The sequence below is a fragment of the Vibrio sp. D54 genome (genome assembly GCF_021728075.1).
GTDB lineage: Bacteria > Pseudomonadota > Gammaproteobacteria > Enterobacterales > Vibrionaceae > Vibrio > Vibrio alginolyticus.
Genome location: NZ_JAKKCS010000003.1, coordinates 185,924 through 205,409, shown reverse-complemented (window position 1 = coordinate 205,409; position 19,486 = coordinate 185,924). Strand labels below are relative to the sequence as shown.

16 protein-coding genes are annotated in these 19,486 nt (G+C 43.5%); 6 read left to right on the top strand and 10 right to left on the bottom strand.

Features of this window, described 5'->3' with window-relative positions; all coding sequences use genetic code 11:
* Positions 1-79: 79 nt before the first annotated feature.
* Positions 80-1,282: an enoyl-ACP reductase FabV gene (gene fabV / locus L3V37_RS05515; protein WP_005388648.1), complete on the top strand. Its 1,203-nt coding sequence runs from the start codon at positions 80-82 to the stop codon at positions 1,280-1,282.
* A gap of 78 nt (positions 1,283-1,360) precedes the next feature.
* Here the strand turns inward: fabV and L3V37_RS05510 are convergent, their stop codons facing one another.
* Positions 1,361-3,043: an aspartate:alanine antiporter gene (locus L3V37_RS05510; protein ID WP_005378028.1), complete on the bottom strand. Its 1,683-nt coding sequence runs from the start codon at positions 3,041-3,043 to the stop codon at positions 1,361-1,363.
* A gap of 175 nt (positions 3,044-3,218) precedes the next feature.
* Complete coding sequence (locus L3V37_RS05505) at positions 3,219-3,485, bottom strand: GrxA family glutaredoxin (protein ID WP_005378026.1); 267 nt, start codon at positions 3,483-3,485, stop codon at positions 3,219-3,221.
* 377 nt (positions 3,486-3,862) lie between these two features.
* On the opposite strand from L3V37_RS05505, the gene L3V37_RS05500 reads away from it, so the two are divergent.
* Positions 3,863-5,107 (top strand): iron-containing alcohol dehydrogenase, encoded by a 1,245-nt coding sequence (locus L3V37_RS05500; RefSeq protein WP_237305971.1) that lies wholly within the window; start codon positions 3,863-3,865, stop codon positions 5,105-5,107.
* Between the two features lie 76 nt (positions 5,108-5,183).
* Here L3V37_RS05500 and L3V37_RS05495 read toward each other — a convergent pair whose 3' ends face one another.
* From L3V37_RS05495 to L3V37_RS05475, 5 genes are all read right to left on the bottom strand, one after another.
* A complete protein-coding gene (locus tag L3V37_RS05495) occupies positions 5,184-6,038 on the bottom strand; it encodes a MurR/RpiR family transcriptional regulator (RefSeq protein WP_005378021.1) in 855 nt (284 codons plus the stop codon).
* A gap of 311 nt (positions 6,039-6,349) precedes the next feature.
* Positions 6,350-7,996, bottom strand: a complete 1,647-nt coding sequence (panP, locus tag L3V37_RS05490) for a pyridoxal-dependent aspartate 1-decarboxylase PanP (RefSeq protein WP_104975246.1) — start codon at positions 7,994-7,996, stop codon at positions 6,350-6,352.
* Positions 7,997-8,207: 211 nt separating this feature from the next.
* Positions 8,208-8,720, bottom strand: coding sequence for a hypothetical protein (locus tag L3V37_RS05485; RefSeq protein ID WP_017634875.1), 513 nt, complete (start codon positions 8,718-8,720; stop codon positions 8,208-8,210).
* A gap of 208 nt (positions 8,721-8,928) precedes the next feature.
* Positions 8,929-9,834, bottom strand: a complete 906-nt coding sequence (locus L3V37_RS05480; protein WP_025766847.1) for a lysine exporter LysO family protein — start codon at positions 9,832-9,834, stop codon at positions 8,929-8,931.
* A 146-nt stretch (positions 9,835-9,980) separates the two neighbouring features.
* Positions 9,981-10,901 (bottom strand): HDOD domain-containing protein, encoded by a 921-nt coding sequence (locus L3V37_RS05475; protein ID WP_005378009.1) that lies wholly within the window; start codon positions 10,899-10,901, stop codon positions 9,981-9,983.
* A gap of 369 nt (positions 10,902-11,270) precedes the next feature.
* Here L3V37_RS05475 and L3V37_RS05470 point away from each other — a divergent pair, with 369 nt between their 5' ends.
* Complete coding sequence (locus tag L3V37_RS05470) at positions 11,271-11,858, top strand: TfoX/Sxy family DNA transformation protein (RefSeq protein WP_005378007.1); 588 nt, start codon at positions 11,271-11,273, stop codon at positions 11,856-11,858.
* 193 nt (positions 11,859-12,051) lie between these two features.
* Here L3V37_RS05470 and L3V37_RS05465 read toward each other — a convergent pair whose 3' ends face one another.
* The 3 genes from L3V37_RS05465 to L3V37_RS05455 form a co-directional block, all read right to left on the bottom strand.
* The gene (locus L3V37_RS05465; protein WP_005378006.1) at positions 12,052-12,600 is read right to left on the bottom strand and encodes a hypothetical protein; all 549 of its coding nucleotides are present in this window, start codon (positions 12,598-12,600) and stop codon (positions 12,052-12,054) included.
* A 291-nt stretch (positions 12,601-12,891) separates the two neighbouring features.
* Complete coding sequence (locus L3V37_RS05460; RefSeq protein WP_005378005.1) at positions 12,892-13,389, bottom strand: response regulator; 498 nt, start codon at positions 13,387-13,389, stop codon at positions 12,892-12,894.
* Positions 13,386-15,326 carry an ATP-binding protein gene (locus tag L3V37_RS05455; RefSeq protein ID WP_047100898.1) on the bottom strand — a complete coding sequence of 647 codons (1,941 nt, stop codon included), beginning with the start codon at positions 15,324-15,326 and terminating at the stop codon, positions 13,386-13,388. The genes L3V37_RS05460 and L3V37_RS05455 overlap by 4 nt, the downstream gene beginning before the upstream one ends.
* A 186-nt stretch (positions 15,327-15,512) precedes the next feature.
* Between L3V37_RS05455 and L3V37_RS05450 the strand changes: the two genes are divergently transcribed.
* The 3 genes from L3V37_RS05450 to L3V37_RS05440 all read left to right on the top strand — a co-directional run bounded on the left by L3V37_RS05450 (position 15,513) and on the right by L3V37_RS05440 (position 19,428).
* Positions 15,513-16,781: a DUF945 family protein gene (locus L3V37_RS05450; RefSeq protein WP_237305970.1), complete on the top strand. Its 1,269-nt coding sequence runs from the start codon at positions 15,513-15,515 to the stop codon at positions 16,779-16,781.
* 137 nt (positions 16,782-16,918) lie between these two features.
* On the top strand, positions 16,919-18,013 hold the full coding sequence (serC, locus tag L3V37_RS05445; RefSeq protein WP_005378000.1) for a 3-phosphoserine/phosphohydroxythreonine transaminase: 1,095 nt from the start codon (positions 16,919-16,921) through the stop codon (positions 18,011-18,013).
* Positions 18,014-18,096: 83 nt separating this feature from the next.
* A complete protein-coding gene (locus tag L3V37_RS05440) occupies positions 18,097-19,428 on the top strand; it encodes a D-serine ammonia-lyase (RefSeq protein ID WP_237305969.1) in 1,332 nt (443 codons plus the stop codon).
* Positions 19,429-19,486: the final 58 nt, after the last annotated feature.

Here is a 19,486-nt window from a genome sequence, read left to right as displayed (position 1 = left end):
AAGAGCATTTTTACAGAAATTAGATGCGAAATCCCAACGAAACTTTTATCCTAACAAGGTTTTTTAAAGGAAGTTGAATATGATCATCAAACCTAGAATTCGTGGATTTATCTGTACTACAACGCACCCTGTTGGTTGTGAAGCTAACGTAAAAGAACAAATTGCGTACACCAAAGCGCAAGGTCCAATCAAAAACGCACCTAAGCGTGTTCTTGTTGTTGGTGCATCAAGTGGCTACGGTCTATCTTCTCGTATCGCTGCGGCATTTGGTGGCGGTGCATCAACTATCGGTGTTTTCTTCGAAAAAGAAGGTACTGAGAAGAAGCCAGGTACAGCAGGTTTTTACAATGCCGCTGCTTTTGAAAAGCTAGCGCGTGAAGAAGGTCTGTACGCAAAAAGCTTAAACGGCGACGCTTTCTCAAATGAAGCGAAACAGAAAACTATCGAGCTGATCAAAGAAGACTTAGGTCAAATCGATATGGTGGTTTACTCACTGGCATCTCCAGTACGTAAAATGCCAGAAACTGGTGAATTAGTTCGTTCATCTCTTAAACCTATCGGTGAAACTTACACATCAACGGCTGTTGATACCAACAAAGATGTGATCATCGAAGCTAGCGTTGAGCCTGCAACAGAAGAAGAAATCAAAGACACTGTCACTGTAATGGGCGGTGAAGATTGGGAACTTTGGATCAATGCGTTGTCTGATGCTGGTGTTCTTGCTGAAGGTTGTAAGACCGTCGCGTACAGCTACATTGGTACTGAGCTAACTTGGCCAATTTATTGGGATGGTGCACTAGGTAAAGCAAAAATGGACCTAGACCGTGCAGCGAAAGCGCTAAACGACAAGTTAGCAGCAACAGGTGGTAGTGCCAATGTTGCGGTACTTAAATCTGTTGTAACTCAGGCGAGTTCTGCAATTCCTGTTATGCCACTGTACATCGCAATGGTATTCAAGAAAATGCGCGAAGAAGGTGTACACGAAGGCTGTATGGAACAAATCTACCGTATGTTCAGCCAACGTCTATACAAAGAAGACGGTAGCGCGGCAGAAGTTGATGAGATGAACCGCCTACGTCTGGATGACTGGGAACTTCGTGACGACATTCAGCAGCACTGTCGTGAGCTATGGCCTCAAATTACGACTGAGAACCTAAAAGAGCTGACTGACTACGTTGAGTACAAAGAAGAGTTCTTGAAACTATTTGGTTTCGGCGTTGAAGGCGTAGATTACGAAGCGGATGTGAATCCAGCAGTTGAAGCAGACTTCATTCAAATCTAATCGAATCACAGACTAGATAACCAATAAACAAAAGGCGCTCATTGAGCGCCTTTTTGTATTTCATAGTCAAAGTGAGTATTAACTTAGTATTATCAGAATCGTACCAGCTAGCGTCATTAAAATATTCGCAATCGCATAGGTACCCGCATAACCAAGGGCAGGGATGGTGGACTTAGCGTAGTCGTTAACGACATCCATAGCTGGAGCGCAAGTACGGGCGCCAATAATGGCACCGAAGAGCAGGGCACGGTTCATCTTGAGTACGTGTGCGCCAACTAAGTAAGCCAGAACTACAGGCACGACACTGACAATAAATGCCAAACCAATGACTTTTGGACCTACTTGCGTTAGGTGCTCGAACATCTTTCCACCTGCACTTAGACCAATTCCCACCATAAAGAACATTAACCCTAGATCTTTGACCATATTCAGCGCCCCTTGTGGGACATAACCGAAAGTAGGGTGATTTGCTCGTAAAAAACCAAGCGTAATACCGGATAACAGAAGACCCACCGCATTACCCAAACTGAAAGACACCTGACCGAATGTCATTGTGATGAGGCCAAACAGAATACCCAAAATAAAGAAGCTACAAAAAGCGAGCAAATCGGCCATTTGACTGTGGATCGAGATGAAACCGATTTTTTCCGCCAGTCCATGTACTCGGCTTTTCTCGCCGCTCACTTGAAGGACGTCCCCTTTAGCGAGCACAATGTCTAAGTCCATAGGCATTTCAATCTGAGCGCGAACTACGCGGTTTAAGAAACAGCCAAACTCAGACAAATTCAAATCCGATAAACGCTTACCAGCGATAGCGTCACTTTTTACGACGATTTCTTCTTCAACGATGCGCAAATCAAGCAAGTTACGGTCGAATACTTCTTTACCATTACGGAAGCTAGGGTCTAAGCGAGCATGGCTGTCAGGGAAGCCAACCAGTGCAATTTCATCTCCCTCTTGCAAGATAGCATCACCATCTGGGTGGGCGAGAATACCATTGCGACGGATTCGTTCAATGTAACAGCCAGTTTGACGATAAATACCCAGTTCTCGCAAGTTTTTACCATCAGTCCAGTCAATTAGCTCTGGGCCCACTCGGTAAGCTCGAATAATGGGTAAATACACTTTTCTCTGGCTTGAATTTCCAAGGCCACGCTCTTGTGCGATTTGCTGCGCGGAATCAGAAAGGTTTTGTTTTTGCAGTTTTGGCAACAATTTAGCAAACATGATCATGCTAATTAAGCCGACCAGATAAGCCATCGCGTAGCCTACGGATAGATTTTCTAATACCAGAGAAAATTCCATATTGCGCGGTATAGTCGCAAGGCCGGAGTTTAGAGCGTCTTGTGCACCAACCAGTACTGGTGTTGCTGTCAACGCGCCAGCCATCATACCGGCTGACAAGCCAAAATCGAGGCCGAAATAGTGACTCAAGCCATACGTTAAGCTGACCGCAGACACGAGAACAGTCATGCTTAAAATAAAATAATGCTTACCATCTCTGAAGAATATACCAAAAAAGTTTGGTCCAGCTTCAATGCCAACGCAGTAGATAAACAGCATAAAGCCAATGGTTAAAGCTTCTGCATTAAATGAGAAACCAAGGTGGCCCATTACCAAAGAGGTAATAAGAACGCCAATAGAGTTGCCTAATTGTAATTTGCCAAATCGAATTTTTCCGATGGCAAGGCCAATGGCTAATACGACGAAGATTAGAAGGATAGGGTTTTGCTCGAGAAGGTATACGACGTCTATGTTCACTGTGTGGCTCGGTAGAGTGTGTGCCAAAAAAGATTAAGAACTGTGAATTGTAACTAAATATAGCAAAAAGATAAGTGAATTTTTTTAGGTTTTACCATTAGTTGACTTAACGTAATAACCAGCTGAAAAATAATAAAAAAGCCGCATGAAGCGGCTTTTTTGAAAACAGTCTTTATTACTCGTCAAATAGACCTAGGTGCTCTTTCGCGTATGCTTCGAACTCGTCGCAGCCACCGATGTGCTCTTGGTCGATAAAGATCTGAGGAACGGTTTCAACTGGTTTACCAACTGTTTTCTCAAGATCTGCTTTAGAAATACCTTCAGCGTGAATATCAACGTAACGGTAGTTGAAGTCATCACGTTTTGCTTTTAGCGTTTCTGCGTGCTCTTTTGCACGAACACAGAAAGGACATGCAGGGCGACCAAAGATAACAACGAACATAATCTTATTTCTCCTAAATCTATTCTTTTTTGAAAGCGTACAAAACATAGCGGCTGAGTGCGCTTTCTTTTGTTGGAGTAACTATGCCCGATCCAGATACGGAAATAAAGCGGCAATTACCTCTTGGTTCTATAGGTGAAATCTATCGAATAAAAACTAAACGCGTGTTCTTATTTTACGGCTCTGAAGTATGTGAAGTGACGCATAAAAAACATATATTCTAAAGGGTTAATGATGGCAAGGTGGAATTGGTCAATTTTTTTTGTTTAAAAAAATAGCAATCTATTTTGGCTATACGCAAATAACTTCAACTCTAACATAAGTGTTAAATCAGAGGGCGAGAGGTTATTTGGGTATATTCTTTTGGGAGGGTGTGTATGTTTCAGTTTATGACTGCAACAAGGATTATATTTGGTGAAGGTGCACTTCAATCTTCATTATCCGTTATTAATCAATTTGGCTACAGTGTTTTGCTGGTCACTGGGCAGGATACCCAACGAGCCGCCCCCATTATCCAATATCTTAAAGCTCAAAATATGCGTTACCAGCACGTAGCTATCGTTGGTGAACCATACATCACGATGGTAGAAGAGACCGCAGTGCTCGGTAGAAAATTCCAACCTGATATGGTGGTTGCGATAGGTGGTGGCAGCGTCATCGATATGGGCAAAGCCTTAGCTGCCATTATTCCCAATCAAGGCAATGTTTACGATTACGTAGAAGTGGTAGGAAGAAGCGTCCCTTTAAAAGCAAAGCCTCTTCATTTTATTGCGATTCCTACGACAGCAAGCACCGGTTCAGAAGTGACCAGAAATGCTGTGCTGAAATCTGGACAAGATAAAGTGAAAGTGAGTCTTCGAAGCCCTGATATGCTCGCAGACGTTGCCATTGTAGACCCGATACTTACTTACGGGACCGACCAATACACATCTGGACGTGGCGCAATGGATGCGTTCACTCATTTAATGGAAGCGTATGTGTGTGGTGAGCCAAACCCTCTTACTGATATGGTCTGCGAAGAGGGGCTACGTCGTTTAAGCCGTTCAGTGATTGCCGCTTGTAAGCAAGATAATCATAAGGCGCGCTCTGATTTATCGTTCGCTGCATTGCTTGGTGGTATGGCGATTACTAATGCCAAATTAGGTGCCGCTCATGGGTTAGCATCGGCGTTAGGAGGCAAGTTAGACGCCCCCCATAGCGTTATTACGGCTCGCTTAGCTCCGCACGTGATGCAAGAGAACATTAACGCCGCTAAACTCGCGGGTAGGAATGATGTGATAAGTCGTTATCGCAAGCTGGCCCAATTAGTCACCGAGCGAGTAAACGCTAACGAACGCGATGGAATTCTTTGGGTCAATATGGTGCTAGATAAGTTAGCGTTACCGCTACTGGCTCAATTTGGAGTATGCCAAACCTCTTTTGAGCAAGTGGCGAACGATGCGCTTAAGTCAATGGCAATCAAAGGGAATCCTTTACCCCTGAATCAGGAACGTTTGATTTACATATTGCAGCAAGTCTGTGATTGTAGCGGAGAGTGCGCAGCTGAGAGTGCACAACATGTCAGTTCTGTTGAAGTACTGGAATCAAGACCGGACTTATCGAGTGTCAACGACTTAGGGTGATTGCTCCCTTAGCAGCATTAAAACAAAAGGGGAGCCTTGAGCTCCCCTAGATAAATTATTGACTAAGCTTTAGTGCTTAGTACTGGCTTAGTTTGTCATAGCGACTGTCTTTCAACGCATCTTTTACGCGTTTTAGGTTCTCACGGAAACCTGTACCACGGCGAAGAGTGAAGCCAGTTGCTAGCACATCAATCACTGTCATTTGTACAACTCGGCTTGCCATTGGCATGTAAACGTCGGTATCTTCTGGAATATCGAGCGTGATGGCCAGCGAGCTTGCCTTTTCTAGAGGAGAATCCTTCGCTGTAATCGCAATAACCGTTGCGCCATTTTCACGAGCAAGGTTCGCTATTTCTACCTGACTCTTTGTTCGACCGGTATGAGAAATAAGAACCACAACATCATTATCACTGCAGTTGATACAACTCATGCGCTGCATAACAATATCTTCAAAACAAGTAATTGGAATATTAAAGCGAATAAACTTGTTTTGTGCGTCTCGGGCAACAGAAGATGATGCACCAAGGCCAAAGAATGAAATGCGCTTCGCTTGCGTTAGCAAATCGACCGCACGGTTCACTTGCATTGGATCTAGGCTATTTTTCGCGACATCTAAACACGCCATCGTCGATTCGAAAATCTTATGGGTGTACGCGTCTGGGCCATCGTCTTCTTCCACATTACGGTTAACGTAAGGGGTGCCGTTGGCTAGGCTCTGTGCCAAGTGAAGCTTAAAATCTGGAAAGCCCTTGGTGTCCAGACGACGACAGAAGCGGTTTACAGTGGGCTCACTAACGTCGGCCATTTTAGCCAGCGTTGCAATGCTTGAATGAATTGCAGTTTGTGGAGACGCCATAATTACTTCCGCAACTTTGCGCTCTGACTTACTGAAATTCTCCAGGTTTTTTTGAATTTTTTCTAATGTATTCATAGTGTTCACGAGGGTATAGAGAACAACTCGCTGGCTCTGCTAACGAAAGGAAACACGAAGATTCCGGAGTAGAGTGGGGCGTTAACGAAAACAACCAGCGCCATAGAATCAGTATAAACCTGATCTTCAATCAGTCTAAACCAATAACGGGTACTATTTAGTGAGAATTTGACAGGCCTCAAACAAAATGTTGTAAAAACTACAGAATTGGATGTGTAAACGAAGTTTTGTTGCGCTAGTCGCACGATAATGATGTTTGAGTTACATCAAAACGAAAAAAAATTTCAAATTGATGTAACTCGATCTGGCTGTTAAGACGATTGAATATCAACAACCAGCTGTTGAATTCTTTTCATCAAATTTGGTGCTTGCTTGGCGATTTCGCGTTGTTCATCAAGCACTGAGCTCAAAATTTCTTTTGTGGTCAGTGGATTTGCCAAAACCACTCGAAACACTATCGTATTCATGCGTTGCCATTGGTCTGGGTTCAGTCTTGTACGTGAAACGAACGATTTGCCCGTTTCGCGCTGACGCTTTTGAATAAACTGTGTTAACTCATTGATCAGCTCATTCAGTTGTTCTTTTTGTGAGCCTTCTGCTTGTGCTAATGCTTCACGGATGAATGGCGGCAAATAACGGTATGTGAGCAGACAAAGCTCTGGTTCAGAAACTAACTCGAAATCATCTTGCTGTTTGATTAAATCCGCAAAGTATCGAGCTTTTTCAATGCTTTGGTCAATCAGAAGCTCGTAACCTGGGCGACTTATGATGTGCATTGCGGCGTAGACCAACATCGCCATGCCCGAACGTGAGCCTTCTAGTGTATGGCTGCCTAGGTCTTTTGAACCTTTGCGCAATATATATTGAGCGTGATGCTCTATGGATTTCATTGCGTCAGGGTCTTTGAACAGAACCATACCAGCGCCCATCGGGATATAGAGCTGCTTGTGTGCATCAATAGTTACTGAGTCTGCCATTTCCACACCTTTAAGAAGATGACGGTGATGGTTAGACATCAGTGTTGCGCCACCCCATGCGGCATCCACATGGAAGTGACAGCCGTGAGCTTGGCAGACTTCAGCGATTTCAGGCAATGGATCAACATTACCTGTCTCTGTTGTGCCAGCCACACCAATAACAGCAATAGGCTTGATGTTTTGTTTTTCGAGCTCAACAATTTTCGCTTTCAGGTCGTCGATAACAATACGGTTGTTGGTATCGGTTTTAACCGCAACCAAACCCTCTTGGCCTAGCCCTAATACATCGGCTGCTTTCTTAAGGGAGTAGTGACCACGCTCAGACACTAGCACCGCTAAGCCATCATAGCCATAGTGCTTCATGGCTTTAAAAAGGCCTTCCTTTTCCACGCCTTTAAATGAGCCATTGGCTCTTAACGCTTTGTTACGTGCTACCCAAAGCGCAGTGATATTGGCAATGGTGCCGCCGGAACAAAATGCGCCTAATGAGTGGTTTGCACTGTGCATCCACTGATTGTAAAACGTATCATTCTGACCATATATCAAGCGATGCAGCATACCCAAAACTTGACGCTCAAGTGGCGTAAAGGCTTTGGAAGTCTCTATTTTTACCAGGTTTTGGTTTAAGGCGATCATGATCTTTGACAGTGGCATCAAGAAATAAGGCAGTGCCGATGTCATATGACCAATGAAGCTTGGTGAAGATGTGTGAACTGAGTGCGACACCAAAGTGTCGAGTAAGTGCTCTGTATGATCTGACACGAACTCTGGCTGCTCAGGAATCTGAGCAGAAGAAAAGTCTTTTTCGATTTCGCGTAAAGGCTTTTCTTCTGCCACGATGTGTTCACGAAGAAATTGATTTAGATTTCGCGAGAGGCTCTCGTCAATTTTAGTTAACGTTGAGTCCGGACCTTCTGGGACAGTGAAGATCTTTAGCAAGCTCTCAAAGCTAACATCAGCGGTTTTTTGTTCCTTAACCATAGCAAAGAATCTTTGTAGTTATTTTGGTAATGCGAGCGGCACAATCTAAACTAAAACGGGCGCAAAGTCCCGTTTTAATTGTTGAAACCCAAGTTGTAGAAATGAAAATTTTAGGTGAAGGTTACGATATTCACATTAAAAAATTCTAGATTGAGTACGTTAAAACATTCTAGTGTTTTTGAATGCTAATCAACGACTAATGCGAGCAACCTTAGTCACATTTCTGCTTTTCAATCTTTTCTATTGACTGATTGTACTTATTAAGTGCGGTATCAATTTGTTGGGGATGACTAAGCAGATCAGCGAATGCTGAACGAAGCTCGTAGTTTTTTGGGTGGTTAGTTGATTGACGGTCGCTAAATGTCTGTTTTGCAACTTCACCTAACTTATCGCTTCGGGTCGCTAACTGCTTAACGTCATGTTGCTCTAGTTTTAACCATGCTTCGATTGGCTGTTCCGTCGCAACGCGGCTAGGGTCGTTCTCTAGAAAGTAGTGAACCGCTTCGCGGTTTAATTCAAAGTGATGTTTACGTCCATCCAAGAACCATTGACTCACTTCTTTCAGATCTGGATATTGGGTAACCGTCAAATCAACAAGATCTTGATACCACTGTAGTGAGGCATCGACGTAGCCATCGTATTTGCTAGCAAGACATTGTTGATCTGCGGCAAGCGTAAAAGTTGAGCTTGTAGCGAGGAGCGCTGCAACGACAAAGCGTTTCATTCTTCTTCCTTCTGGTTGTTATCCCTTTATTAACGCAATGCACATCAGTTGATGTTTCTCCCTTCTTTCTATTTGGTCGTGACAAATCGTTGGGCTGAATGACGAAAAGAAAGAGGGGTCTTGCCAAAAAATATTGACCACTTTGACGTTAACTGGGTATTTAAATTTTTGCCGTATTGTAATGGATGTTAAAGCGAAAACCTGAGATCTAGCTAGCAAGTGATACAAAGAAAAGCATCATAACTGGTACCAATAAACTCAAAATAAAGCCGCTAACGATAGCAACAGGAACACAACGCACACCACCGGTGGTTTGAATAACGGGTAGGGTGAAGTCCATTGCTGTTGCACCGGCGTAACCAATTGCGGTGCACGGATAGCTACGAATAAAGAGAGGAATGGCAACCAGTGCGACTAGCTCTCTCATCAATTCAATCAAGAACGACGCGCCACCAAATACCGGACCAAAAGCGTCACCCATTAAAATACCTGCGAGTGAATACCAGCCAAAACCTGAAGCCATTGCGAGTGCTTGATAAAGAGGAAGATCCAAAAACACCGCTGCAAGAACGCCACCAAGCATACACGTTGCGATGACCACGGCTGCAATGGCCATTCCTTGTTTATTTAATAGGATTTGACGCAGAGTAAGCCCACTATTGCGCAGCTGAATACCAATAAAAAATAGAAGTAGAAAGAGTATCCATTCGCTTGCTGTATCTACCCAACTTAAATCAATGGGTAACAGCAGGCCAACCACTAACCCGCCGCCAACGACCACGATAAGCTTAACAGACTCTAAAGCCATCGAAGATAACGGTAACTTCTTTTGATTCTGATTGGTCTGGAGTGGAATAATTTTATCAATAATAGGCAGAGCCAACAGGTTGCAGGCACTTAGACACAAAAAAAACGTACTCGCATAGAGGAGAATACTTTGTAAGTTGCTGCTTAAATTATCGAGCGCCGCTAAGCTAAGACCCATCAACGACAAAATGACGTAAATAAGGTAGGACGTTGACTGATTGATCTTCTCCAATAACGAAGATCGAGATATAGGAATTAGATACCCCACCACAAGCGGAGCGAAAATAAATAGCATCCCTGAGAACATAAAGCTCAATGATTCCTTTTTGAGATAACATCAACACGCATAAATCAAATTATCTATCGGTTGAAATTAGAGACATTTCACCACACACAGCTCAGCCTTGAGCGAATCGTTTTATCACGGATAAGGTATTATCAGAAAACGATAAATTACAAACCGCTAGCATTCAGTACAGCACGGATTTGATCATTGAAGTCAGTATCACTCATGTTACTAAGTTCATACAAGACTTCTGCACCAGTTAAGTTGAATTCAACTTCATGTTCGTCAATGCGTTCATCGTGATTGCGGAACATCAATAAATGATGCGCAATTCTAGCGATGTCGAGATAACTCACTTCTGGTCGCGTTAATTCGTATTTTTCGTTTGAGGATACTTCTCTGAAGTCGTTGTCAAACCCCCAACGCTCAAGTACCAGTTTACTTGTGGCAGAACAACGTGTTTGGAAGATCTGCAATGCAATATCTGGGTCTAAGTAATTGCCCCTATCTAAGTACAAGTGGTACTCATTAATTAGGCAAAATAACCCTATATCGGCTAATAGACCGACCAATAACGCCTTTTCTTGCTCTAGATGACCATAAGTGCCTGGCTCGTGGCTACGAAACGATTGAACCAACATCACCATGACGGCACCGAGCTCACGAGATATCGCCGCACTCTTCACCAAGATGGCATTGCATTCTTTAGTGAGATTAACTGAGTGTTTAAGTTGCTCGATCGCTTGTGCGGTAACAATATCACGTACACGAAGTATTCCGAGACGAGATACCGCTGTAGTTAAGTCGTTGCAGGTGATATTTCTGCGATTGAAAATCACAGAGTTAGCGACTCGTAAAACGACCGCTGCTAATCCGGGATCTTCCAATAAACAGTTAGCAACATCGGCAATCGTGGTGTGTTCTTCGACACATAACTGCTGAATTTTAAGCACGACATCAGGAATAGGAGGTAACGAAATCTTACCCGTGGCGATGGACTGTTCTACCAGCTGAGCAAACTCGGATTCCAGTGCGTTTATAAGCTTATCTTTATTATTTGGCAGCCAAAAAAATGATAAATGTTCCATTGTGACGCTGTACTTGAGATCTTTCGTACAGTGTACCCTTACAGCGTATTCTTTATCAATTAAATGCGTATTATGTGCCCGTAATTGCCAGCGAGATCATAATGATGGCGTGTTTTAGGCATGCTATGCGTCAAAAAAATATCACCACACAAACAATAAGTGTGAAACTAATCACGTATGCAGAATTTATACTTTTTTATATGTGACCTATGTCCTAACTTATTTTTCAACGTTAAGTATGATTAAGCAAGTTGGTGAGCACAACTCACAAAAATATCGCCAACAAATCGACATTTATAATTCGCTATAAGCTGCTGTTTATCTGGTGACATCGCTAATCGGGGTAATTTATTCAGATTAAAGAGGTCAATGGACATGACAGACCAAGCTTTTTTTAAATATGTACGCACCTTCAGTGAGTACCAAAAACGTTCTATGTTCGGTGGTATTGGTTTATTCACCGATGATGCTATGTTTGCGCTTGTCAGCAATGATTGCTGCTACTTACGTGGTGGTAATGGGCTAGATGAAGTGTTTACTCAACTGAGCTGTGAGAAGTATAAGCACGTCAAAAAACAGACGACGGCAACCGTAAATTATTATGATGTAACCGATTTATTCGAATCCGGATATGTAGGGCTTGATGAACTGGTACAGAAATCAATTGAATACTCAATTAAGGAACGGAAATATCAAAAGTCCTCTGCCAGTAGACGCTTAAGAGACTTACCCAACATGCAACTAACCCTTGAACGTATGGTCAAGAAAGCCGGTGTTGATGACGTAGAAACCTTTTTAGAACTTGGACCTGTAAAAGTCTTCAACAAAGTTAAAACGGCTTACGGTAATGATGTTGATGTAAAGCTACTGTGGAAATTTGCTGGTGCAACTGATGGCGTACATTGGAAACTGATCCAAGAGCCGCGTAAAAAACAGTTATTGGCACTGTGTGACTAAGCGAAGCTGATCGCACAATGATTGACTCGTTTCGATGGAGTTAGCGGGTCGTAAAGGCAAGTGTGAAAAGCGGAAAAAGGACGTTGAAGTTTTTTACCACTTCATTGAGTTAGTCATTAAATTAGACAAAAAAACCGAGGCAGAGACCTCGGTTTTTGTTTTTTTAATTTGCTCTTTTCTTATAGCACAAATCTTAAAACTTAAAACGCGTAGTGAACATTACCTGATCACCGTAAAAATCGTTGATACGTGCTTCAGCACCCAAAGAGAAAAGCTCTGTTGAGTGGAATCGAGCGTAGGCAGATCCAGTCCAATCGTCATCGTTATCGATAGAAACGTAGCCGACTTTGCCGCCTACTTCTAATTGAGGGCCTAACCATTGGCGAACACCTAAGTTAAGCTCCATACCAACATCTGTGCTGCTCTCATTCGAAGGTTGTACAACGCGCATTAGCATTTCACCAGTAAGATCTGCCCAGTTGTTTAGCGGAGAATGGAAGCCAAAGCCTGCAGCTGAGTCAAAATCACTTTCAAACTCAGAGTCAATACGAGCAATAACATGCGCGTTCGGGTGAATTGATTTGCTGAATCCAGCACCAAATGTCACAGGACTTGCGCCAATACGTGCTTCGAAATAGTCGTAGCTAAAGTTGCTCATAGTTGCTGGCGCATTGCGATCGTTTGCAGCTAGGGCATGGCTTGATGCCACTAGTAAGGCAGCGGCTAATAGTGTTTTACGCATAACTAACGATAAACCTTGTTCATTATTTCCATGGATTCAAGCAACCACTTGAACCGTAATCTGATTTGTCCGACATCATAATAAAAAGGAAGGTCGACGACCAACAAAAATGTGTCGATGTTTTGTCAATTAACTTAATAGTTCCTTGGTTTAAGCAAAAACTACGCCATATACGTAGTGTCCGAGAATTTTACTCGGACAAGTAACGATGTTTTTCTAACCTCATTCGACTATGCGAGGTTAGGTGGTGCAATGAGCATCGTTGAGTTCAAGTTAGAACCAAACACTTTATTACTCGCCAAAGCTTGCTCTTCTTTCTGCCATGGCGTTGAGGATTGCCTCAGAATCAAGGATTTGAGTCCAGGATAGCAGGTTATCATCATTCTCAATCACAAACGCGGTAAGCTGAGACACGATTGCCTTTCTCAATGCTTCGCCTTTCCAAGGTTTGGCAATGTAATAATCGAGACTCGCGTTATTTACGGCTTCTACGGTGTCTTCCAAACCGGCTTGTCCTGTGAGTAAAACTTTGCGCGCTGCTTTTGTGTCACCATTTTGACTGAGTTCGATTAAGAAGCTGATCCCAGTTTGTTCCGGCATAATGTGGTCACATAAAATGAGAGCAAGCTGAACTTCTTCTTCCGCCATCTCCTCAATCACTTGCCGAGCTTCAGTCACCGATTCCGCTCCTTCGACGACAAAGTTCTCCTCGAAGGGAGCAAGATCTTGGAGCACGCTATCCAAGACTTCTCGTTCGTCATCGACACATAAAATTAGATACTTGGTCATGTTTCATCTCCTTCTTCGATGACTGGTAACCAGACGGTCATTCGTGTGAACTGGCCGATCTCTGATTCGACGTCAATCCACCCTCTGTGTGCTGTTACGATTTGCTGGCAGATGGACAGCCCGATGCCTAAGCCAAAATTACCTTCTTTTTTTGTGGTGAAGTTCAGCTCGAAAATGGCGTCTCTTTGCGATTCAGGAATGCCACATCCATTATCTTCAAATGAGATAACGGCATAATGTGTGTGCTCTTTTTCTACAAGGCGTGTTTGTATGTTTAACACACCTTTCTCTGGAAATGCGTCAATGGCGTTAGAGACCAAGTTCGTCCACACCTGTTGGAGTGCGATCGGTTGACAAAGGATGGAAGGCAAGTTTGCATAGTCGGTTGAAACTTGGTGCATTTTTAATTTGTTCTCGAAAATCACCAAGGTGTCTTCAATGCCCTCATGAATATCGGCATAGTGCAGGGTCTCATCATCTGACCGAGCATATCCTTTCAGGCTTTTTACCATATCAGCAATTCGTGCTGCACAGACATTAATTGAGCGAAGTGTAGAACCTGCTTTGTGGTATTGCTCTAGTGTATTGAGAGCATGATAAGACGCTTGCTGCTTTCTCGTTAGTTGGGTAAGTAGCTCTTGATCGGACTCTAATCCAAGGCTCACCACTTTTTTTGCCAATGCTCGGTCTGGAAGAGTATGGCTAAGCGCTTTTACGCGTGATCTGAGCTCGGCGGTTGAAGCGGGTTTTGAGGTTTGCGCTTTGCTCAGTAATTCAATGCCTTTGGTTTGTATATCGGAACTTGGCGCATCGTTAAGTAATCGTTCTAGCGTATGCGTTAAATTCTCTACGCCCCTCAATATCGCGGCTACTGGATTGTTTAGTTCGTGGGCTACTCCCGCAACCAATTGACCAAGCATCGCCATTTTTTCTCTTTCAATGAGCTGCTGGTGGGCTGATTCTAAAGATTCGAGCGTTTTTTGAAGTTGCAGTTTGGTGTTGATGCTTCTTTGCAATCGGCGGTTGAAGTGGCGTAAAAGCAAGTTTGTAAAAAGAGGCAGTAAGTTTGAGTCGCTTTGCATCACTTTATTGAATACGTTGCGATCGAGTTTGATAACTTCTGTTTTGGTTAGTGTTAGAGCTGTCGAGAAAGAACATTCCCCAGTAACAAACGACATGCCTCCGACAATATTCCCTTTGTTATGGCGTACAACCTCTCGCTGCATGCCTTGCTCATCGCGCTTGTACAGAGCCACTTCACCTTCGGTGATAAACCACAAAAAGCAATTTGGCTCGCCTTCCACGGTTAATAAGTGTTCAGGTGAGTATGTACGGCACGCTCTTGTTTCGTCATTATCTTTGAAAAATTGCTGGAGAGCGGAGATCACTTGCTCGGCTAACTCGGCATCAGACATCGAGTGGTAGTCGTGTAAGAATCCGGCTTGATAATGGCTCATCTGGTTATTGATGTGCGCTCGCAACAAGCTGTGATGATCCAATATCTGACTGTAACTTAGCAGGTCTTCTTTGCCATTTCGCAAGATAAATTGGGTCAGCTCTTTTTGCACTGTGTTAAATAAGACGTGATCTGGCAAAGGTTTAGTGAGGCAGTGGTCGAGCCTGCCCTCATTAACGGCAGTGAGAATTGCCTCTATATCAGACGAGCAGCTAATAAGAATTTTTCTTGCTTGCTCGGTATGTGGCATCCGGTCTAAACCAATAAGAAAATCCACGCCGTTAAAATGAGCGTGATGGCTCGCTATAACTAAAGCAACAGTCTGTTCTCTTTCTTCTAGATACTCTAAAGCGCTTTGAGCCTCTTCTATCGATTCGACAGAAAAAATATCAAACTTACTTGAGAAGGCAGACAGCTCCAATCGAAACTGTTCAGCACTGATTGGGTTGTTGTCGAGACACAACACAGCATAACGATTCACAGATGTTTTAGCTCCGGTTAAAACTTCGCCACGCAAACTTTAACAATAAAAGGAGATGATGAGTGGGAGCCAAGTATGATTCCTGATTAATGGACTAGAATAAGCATCAATAGTCTGATTTGTCTCAATGTTTTCTCCGCAGGTGGTTTGGGGTAGACTGACCGAAAATATCTAATAAGTGACGTTATGCAAAATCTTAAAAAAATCGGCGCCATTGGTGGTGCTATCTCATTAGCGCTGTGTTGGCCATTGGCTGTCGGACAAATTGGTCAGTCCATCATTGAAGATGGTATTACCAATATGAATGATGAAATGATTAAAGGCGAAGTGGTCGAGTATCAGCGTGGCTATTTGTCTTCAGTCGTGCTGACTCGTTATTCAGTTGTTGATCCTGAGCTTAAAACGCAGTTAGAGCGTGATGGTATGCCAACGACGTTTGACGTAACCAGTGATGTTAGCCACGGTCTAACAAGCCTAACAGCAGATTCAAAATTGGTGGACAATGACTTTTTGCCTCTCACGATGCATAGCCAGACTCAACTAAATGGCAATACAGCATTTATCCTCGACCTAGACAGTTGGCATTATCGTAACGAAGCGCAAGGTGTTTCTGTTTCTACAAGCCCTGCAAAAGTAACAGGTGATGTGACGGTGTTGGGTGATCTCAATTACCAAGTTTCTGTTCCTTCTGTTCAAGTGGATTTTGAAAACGGTGAAGAGCTTCATCTGAATGCATTGACAGGGCAAGGTAAAGGAAAGCAAGCAAAAGGCTACTGGTTAGGCGAGCAGTCTTTCTCTCTAGAGAAGCTAGATGTGGTTGATGCGAACTTAACGCCTATCTTTTTGATTGAAAATGCGAGCTACCGTGGTAACACTACGATGAGTGAGTCTGGTGATAAGCTGAACAGTCAATTAAACCTAGATGCTAAGAAATTACGTTTAACTGATGGGACGGATGTCGATAACTTTAAGTTGGATTTCTCAATTGCAGATGTGGATAGCCAGTCATTTGACCAAATTATGTCTATCTATCAAAGCTCTCCAATGTTAGACGAGCAGGAAATTGCGAGCTTATTGCCGCATGTTGACACGCTGTTTAGCAAAGGTTTTGATTTATCCGTGAACGAGCTTTCACTCGCGTTCGGTGACGGCAAGTTCCACAACGAGTGGCAACTATCCATCCCTGAAGGTACTGAGCATATTACTCAAGATCCAATGAAGTTGGTGACGGCCACTACTGGTGAACTTAGCACTTACTTCTCTGATGAATTAGTAACGCATTACCCATTTATTCAAGAAGGGATTGATGAGCTCCTTATTATGGAGTTGATCGAAAAAGTAGAGGGCGGTTATCAATTAAAAGCAGAAATTGGTGAAGGCAAATTGAAGTTCGAAAATGGGCATGAGTTCCCATTGGTGGCTCTACTTATGCCTGCTTTGATGCAACAACAGTAATTCGTGTTGTTGCGAATTTGTTCCAATTCAACGCTTAGTCTTTAAAAAGAGGTCGTAAGACCTCTTTTCTTGTTTTTATCACTGCGAAAACGTGATATTAATTTCGTAATATTTACATAGCAGGAGCAATGAGCATCATGGAACAAAATACGGACAACGTATTTAACTTCAGTGCAGGGCCAGCAGGTCTGCCTAAAGCAGTTATGCAGCAAGCACAACAGGAACTAATCGATTGGCAAGGTCTTGGCACTTCGGTCATGGAAATCAGCCACCGAAGCAAAGAGTTCATCAAAGTTGCAGAAGAAGCCGAGCAGGATTTACGTGACCTTCTGAATATTCCGGACAACTATAAAGTTCTGTTCTGCCAAGGTGGTGCTCGTGCTCAGTTTGCTGCTGTTCCTCTAAACTTACTTGGTGATGCCGATACGGCAACTTACATCGATGGTGGTTATTGGGCTGAAAGCGCGGTCGCTGAAGCGAAAAAATACTGTGAACCAGACGTGTTTGATGCAAAAACAGAAATCAACGGGAAAGTCGCGGTTTTACCTGCAAGTGAATGGAAAATTGCTCCAGAAGCGGCTTACGTTCACTTCTGTCCAAATGAGACCATTGATGGTATTGAGATTAACGATCTTCCTATCACCGACAAACCGATTGTTGCTGACATGTCTTCGACAATTCTTTCTCGAGAAATTGATGTGTCGAAATACGGTGTGATTTACGCGGGCGCTCAGAAAAATATTGGTCCTTCCGGCATTGCTATTGCTATCGTGCGCGATGATTTATTAGGTATGGCGAAGCAGGTACTACCAAGTATCTTGGATTACACTGTTTTGGCAGAAAAAGAATCAATGTTCAACACGCCACCAACCTTTGCATGGTACCTGTCTGGTCTTGTTTTCAAATGGCTGAAGGCACAGGGTGGAGTAAAAGCGATTGAGCAAGTGAACCGCGCTAAAGCCGCGCTACTGTATGATTACATCGATCAGTCTGATTTCTACCGTAATGGCGTGCACTCAGCAAACCGTTCTTTGATGAACGTGCCATTTCAACTTGCTAAGCCTGAACTGGATGCAACCTTCCTTGAGCTAGCAGACTCTAAAGGGCTGAAAGCGCTAAAAGGTCACCGAGCAGTTGGTGGTATGCGAGCATCCATTTATAACGCAATGCCGCTAGAAGGTGTTCAAGCGTTAGTAGACTTCATGCAAGAGTTTGAGAAAAACTACGCGTAAGCTCAAACTGATAGTTGTTCTCCAAAGCGTCGCTATTGCGGCGCTTTTGTTTATTTCAACTCACATCATTCCAGGAAGGTAAAATGACCAAGGCAAATATTGAAGTGCTGACTAAGCAGTTCCCACTCTTGGCAGCACTTATTGATCTTGAAGAGGTTTGTTGGTTCAACCCCTATATCACTTCCTTGGAGGAAGGTTTACCTTATGTCGGGTTAGATGAAAAAGATATTCAAGCGGCGAGTGAACGGCTAGCACGATTTGCGCCTTATTTGATGAAAGCGTTTCCCGAAACGGAAACGTCGCGTGGCATTATTGAGTCCCCAGTGGTGGATATTCCCAATATGAAAGTGCGTTTGGAGCAGCAATACGACACGCCAATATTGGGTCGTTTAATGCTCAAAAAAGACAGTCATTTGCCAATTTCTGGTTCGATCAAAGCGAGAGGTGGTATTTATGAAGTGCTCACTCATGCAGAAAAGTTGGCGTTTGAAGCCGGCTTGCTCTGTGAAAGCGATGATTACAGCAAATTGTTCAGCAATGAGTTTCGGCAGTTTTTTAAGCAGTACAGTATTGCGGTTGGCTCAACCGGCAATCTTGGTATGTCCATCGGTATCATGAGTGCGAAGCTGGGTTTTTCAGTTTCAGTCCACATGTCTGCGGATGCGCGGGAATGGAAGAAAAATAAGCTCCGGTCACATGGTGTTAATGTCGTAGAGCACCAGGAAGATTATGGTATTGCTGTCGCGCAAGGTCGTAAAGAGGCAGAAAAAGATCCCAGCTGTTTCTTTATCGATGATGAAAACTCACGGATGCTGTTTCTAGGTTACTCTGTTGCGGGTGAGCGTCTTAAGCAGCAATTTGATGACTTGGGAATCGTTGTTGATGAGCATCATCCATTGTTTGTTTATCTTCCTTGTGGTGTTGGCGGTGGACCTGGTGGGGTGGCATTTGGCTTGAAGGTAGCATTTGGCGAGCATGTTCACTGTATTTTCGCAGAGCCAACGCACTCACCGTGCATGCTGTTGGGCGTGCATACAGGCTTGCATGACGATATTTCGGTGCAAGATTTGGGTATCGATAACATTACCGCCGCTGATGGTTTGGCAGTAGGTCGTGCCTCGGGATTTGTCGGAAGAGCGATGGAAAGGCTACTTGATGGTTTTTACACCATTGATGACGCTCGTATGTATCACCACTTGGGTGAGTTAAGTGAACTGGAAGGTATTAATCTAGAGCCTTCTGCATTAGCCGGTATGATTGGGGCAGTGCACGTCTCGAATAACCATGCTTATCAGTCTCGAATGAAATTTGACGAAGAAAAACTCAAAAACGCAACACATCTTGTTTGGGCAACAGGTGGGGGCATGGTTCCGGAAGATGAAATGGCGGCTTATCTCAAAAAATCTGGTCGGTAAATCAGCACTGTATACGTGCTTAATTAGGTAACTAATAATACAGGAATAACAAAAGGGC